Source organism: Caballeronia choica, from assembly GCF_001544535.1.
In the GTDB taxonomy this organism is placed as follows: domain Bacteria; phylum Pseudomonadota; class Gammaproteobacteria; order Burkholderiales; family Burkholderiaceae; genus Caballeronia; species Caballeronia choica.
On the sequence record NZ_FCON02000312.1, the window covers coordinates 1 to 4,276 of the forward strand.

A 4,276-nucleotide genomic window follows, 5' to 3' on the forward strand; every position below is an offset into this window, starting at 1 on the left:
CCCAGCTCGTTGACGCTCGCTTCATGTGCCGACCAAAATGCGAGAGTAAACGACAGCCCGCGAAAGTTTACAACCCCATCCGGTATGTCATTGAACGTAAACGATTTTCCCGCGCAGCGACCGCACCCGACACGAGTTGTGTGTAATCAAATGCGTCTGACCTTCCACGTTTTCTCCTAATTCTTGTGCGAAGCGCCATTAATTTGTCGGGCAGTTTAGCACCGGCATCGGAATTCTGGCCTATCGTTCAACTGCTGCAATGTTGTTCCGGGACTACATTGGTAACTTCCTGACAAAACGACGCGCGGCGACGCGAGGGGAACGCGACGGGGTGGGCAAGTACAGCGAGTCGGCAATATTTATGTATCGGATGCTGCGAGGTATTGGGCATTCTCCGCGAATTGTCAACGACGACTTGGGCGGCGGTGTCGGGTGTCTCAATATGGCCGATTGCCGCCCAATCCCCTTCGATGTCTGACCGCCGCGCCGCAAGCCACGGATGCATGACCATCGCCGACCCGTAACGCCGGTCGGCTTCGTTTTCTCGTCGTGCGTACGTCGTGCGCAAACACGCAGGGCGTGAAGGGCGGCTAGCCGTCACGCCTCCAGCGCCAGCAGCGCGAAGGTCGCGAGCCAGTGCTCGCCCATGTAGTCGCCCGCGACGTGCGCGATGCCCGACGCCAGATGCTCGTCGGCGGCGGCTTCGAGCAGGGCGGCCCGCGCATCGCCCGCCGGCAGCGCCCGCGCGATCGACCGCTGGCACCACGCGCGGCTCAGGTTCAGGCCGTCGAGATGGGCGAGCTTGCCGTCGCTGCGATCGATGACGGTGGCGGGCACGAACAGCGTCGCGGGCTCGCGCGCCGCGAGCTTCGGCAGGAAGCGATCGAACCAGCCGGTGAACTCGCCCGCTGGCAACACGCGGCGCATCAACTCGGCCTCCATCAGCGACGGCGAAAGAAACTCGTCGCCGGCCGGCTCCCACGCCTGACACGCTTCGTCATGCAGATACCAGCGCTTCGCCGTATCGGCGATCAGCGTTTCGAACCTCGTATCGCGCGTTTGCCGCGCGTAACCGATCGCCAGCGACAGCGCGAACGCCATGTTGAAGTGCGTCCCGACCCGCAGCGGATAGGTCGACTTCGGCAGGAATTCGGTGAAGCGTGCGACGAAGGCGTCGGCGAGCGGCTGCATCGTGTTGGCCCAGCGCGCGGCTTCGTCCGTGCGCATCGAATGGAGCTGGCCGGCGAGCGCGAGCAGCCACGCCCAGCCATACGGCCGCTCGAAGCCGCGCGCGGCGGGGCGCTCCAGATAAGCGACTTCCGCGGCCACATTGGCCTCGGTCACGTGCTCGTCGAAGAGCGCGCGGATCGACGGCGCTTCGGGCAAGCGCGGGAATCGATCGCAGAGACGCGCGAGCAGCCAGTACCCATGCACGCACGAATGCCAGTCATAGCTGCCATAAAAGACCGGATGCAGCGCGCGCGGACTCTGGACGTCGGCGGCGCTCGCCACCACGTGATCGAGCTTGTTCGGATACTCCCGCGTGAGGTGTCCGAGTGCGACGCGTGCGAATTTCGACGCGAGCGCTTCGTCCAGTTCAATGGCTGATGGGGTGTTCATGGGCGCCTCGTGGTTCGAATGAATGGTGTCAGCTTGCGCGGATTTTCGACTCGACACTTTATCGATAAATGCTCGATAGGGGTAACTACTTAGGCATCGCACGACTGCGCTTTCGCGCCGATCGTCGTATAAACTTCCGCCCCAACGCCAGCAGAGCGCGCGACCCGGCTTCACCCGTCGACGTCGACGAACCGGTTTCGAGAGCGGCCCGCCCGCCGCTATTCCATCAAGCAACAAGGAATGACAACAACATGACCGACCTTACCGTTTCACAGGCAGCCGACACCCGGCGGCGCATCTTCGCGATCGTCGGCGCCTCGTCGGGGAATCTCGTCGAGTGGTTCGACTTCTATATCTACTCGTTCCTCGCGCTGTACTTCTCGGCCGCGTTCTTCCCGAGCGGCAATCCCACGACGCAGTTGCTCAACACCGCCGGCGTGTTCGCGGCGGGCTTCCTGATGCGCCCGATCGGCGGCTGGCTCTTCGGCCGCATCGCCGACAAGCACGGCCGCCGCAACGCGATGATGATCTCGGTGCTGATGATGTGCGGCGGCTCGCTCGTGATCTGCTTCCTGCCGACCTACGCGACGATCGGCGCATGGGCGCCGATCCTGCTGCTGCTCGCGCGGCTGTTCCAGGGCTTGTCGGTCGGCGGCGAATACGGCACGAGCGCGACCTACATGAGTGAAGTTGCGCTGAAGGGCCGGCGCGGCTTCTTCGCGTCGTTTCAGTACGTGACGCTGATCGGCGGACAGCTTGCCGCGCTGCTCGTGCTGGTCGTGCTGCAACTGTTCCTCTCGACCGAGGAACTGAAGGCGTGGGGCTGGCGCGTGCCGTTCTTCATCGGCGCGTGCGCGGCGCTGGTCTCGCTCTACCTGCGTAAATCGCTCGACGAAACCACCACCGCCGAAACGCGGAGGCTCAAGGAAGCCGGCACGTTGCGCGGCCTGATGCTGCACAAGCGCGCGTTCCTGACGGTGGTCGGCTTCACGGCGGGCGGCTCGCTGATCTTCTACACGTTCACGACCTACATGCAGAAGTACCTCGTGAACACGGCCGGCATGCCCGCCAAGACGGCCAGCAACGTGATGACGGCGGCACTTTTCGTCTACATGATCATGCAGCCGCTGTTCGGCGCGCTCTCGGACCGCATCGGCCGGCGCAACGCGATGCTCTGCTTCGGCACGCTTGCCACGATCTGCACGGTGCCGCTGCTGCATGCGCTGAAAGACGTGACGAGCCCAGTCACCGCTTTCGTGCTGGTGGTCGCCGCGCTGGCGATCGTGAGCTTCTATACGTCGATCAGCGGTTTGATCAAGGCCGAGATGTTCCCGCCGGAAGTGCGTGCGCTTGGCGTCGGCCTGTCGTATGCGGTCGCCAATGCGGTGTTCGGCGGCTCGGCGGAATACGTCGCGCTGTACATGAAATCGATCGGCAGCGAATCGACGTTCTATTGGTACGTCACCGTGATGTGCGCGATTTCGCTGATCGTTTCTTTCCGCATGCGCGATCCGAGCAAGGAAGGATATTTGCGCAACGAACCTTGAGTGTGCCGGTGAATCGGCTGCACGAAAACGCACGGTTTTGGCGCCGTGCGTTTTTGTTTATGGCCGACGTTGTTGTTGGCGCGCGAAAAGCGGATCATCGGCGCATCATCGTGAGCGCCTGAATCCGCGATGACGGTAAGATTGAGGTGAACAGCCCGCATTCGGCGCGCGGGCCTGAACTGGACACGAGTGGGCGTACGCAGCATCAACGTACGAAGCGAATGAAACACTCGAGCGCGTCCGTCTGCTTGGAGACTAGCCCATGGAAGACTTCGACGAATCGCTGTATCACGTATGGCAAGCCAACCTGAGCGTGCTGACCGGGTCGCCGGGCGGCGCGTCGCGGCTGGCGCGGATGATGACGTTTTCGCCGTCGCACATGAAGCTGATCGTGGCGGGGCGGCGCGCCTTCAGCGAGGAGTTCGTGCGCGGCGTGGAGACGGTGACGGGCCTCCCCGCGCACTGGATGGACGAGCGCCGCGGCGCGGCCGACATTCCCGCCGAGGCCCAGCGCGCAATGGACGAGGAAACGCCCGTCGCGGTGTTTCGCGGCACGGCGCACCCGGCGCCGAAGCGGCCTGTATTGCGCGGGCCGGAGCCGCTCCTTTCACAGACCGAAGCGACTCGCCGCATCGCCGACCAGGCGCTTCAGCAGGCGGAGACACATCGACGGGATTTGCTTTTCAGGCGTAACCGCGAACTGCTGGTGCAGGATTTGCGCCGCCTGGAGCGGCAACTGGCGCTGCTGCAACTCGACGGCATGACGCCGAAGGCGGAGGAACTGCTCGCGTCGGACAAGCTGAGCGATGCCGTGAAGGCCGACTTGTCGGGGCGTCTCGAACAGATCGACAAGCACAAGAAACTGCTGTTGCAGCACGTGGAGAAGCTTGCGACGCTGCTTTCCAATACCGATGAGGGGTGATCGCTGGCGCTTGGGTTTGGGTTGGGGTTGGGTTGGGGTTGGGGTTGGGTTGTTTACACCGTTTGATGCGCTCAGGCTTCTGTGGAACTTGTTTTGATTTTGGTTTATTAGCTCTGCCCCTGTCCGGGGCGGGACTCACTTTCTTTGCTGCTGCAAAGAAAGCAACTGTATTAAAGGTCAAGCGCGA

3 protein-coding genes are annotated in these 4,276 nt (G+C 63.0%); 2 read left to right on the forward strand and 1 reads right to left on the reverse strand.

All coding sequences use genetic code 11. The features are described from left to right. Positions 1–597: 597 nt before the first annotated feature. Positions 598–1,620, reverse strand: coding sequence for a DUF2891 domain-containing protein (locus tag AWB68_RS43000; RefSeq protein ID WP_087650194.1), 1,023 nt, complete (start codon positions 1,618–1,620; stop codon positions 598–600). 251 nt (positions 1,621–1,871) lie between these two features. Here AWB68_RS43000 and AWB68_RS43005 point away from each other — a divergent pair, with 251 nt between their 5' ends. Then, positions 1,872–3,167 carry an MFS family transporter gene (locus tag AWB68_RS43005; protein ID WP_087650195.1) on the forward strand — a complete coding sequence of 432 codons (1,296 nt, stop codon included), beginning with the start codon at positions 1,872–1,874 and terminating at the stop codon, positions 3,165–3,167. 262 nt (positions 3,168–3,429) lie between these two features. Continuing rightward, positions 3,430–4,089 (forward strand): hypothetical protein, encoded by a 660-nt coding sequence (locus AWB68_RS43010; protein WP_087650196.1) that lies wholly within the window; start codon positions 3,430–3,432, stop codon positions 4,087–4,089. Positions 4,090–4,276 lie beyond the last annotated feature (187 nt).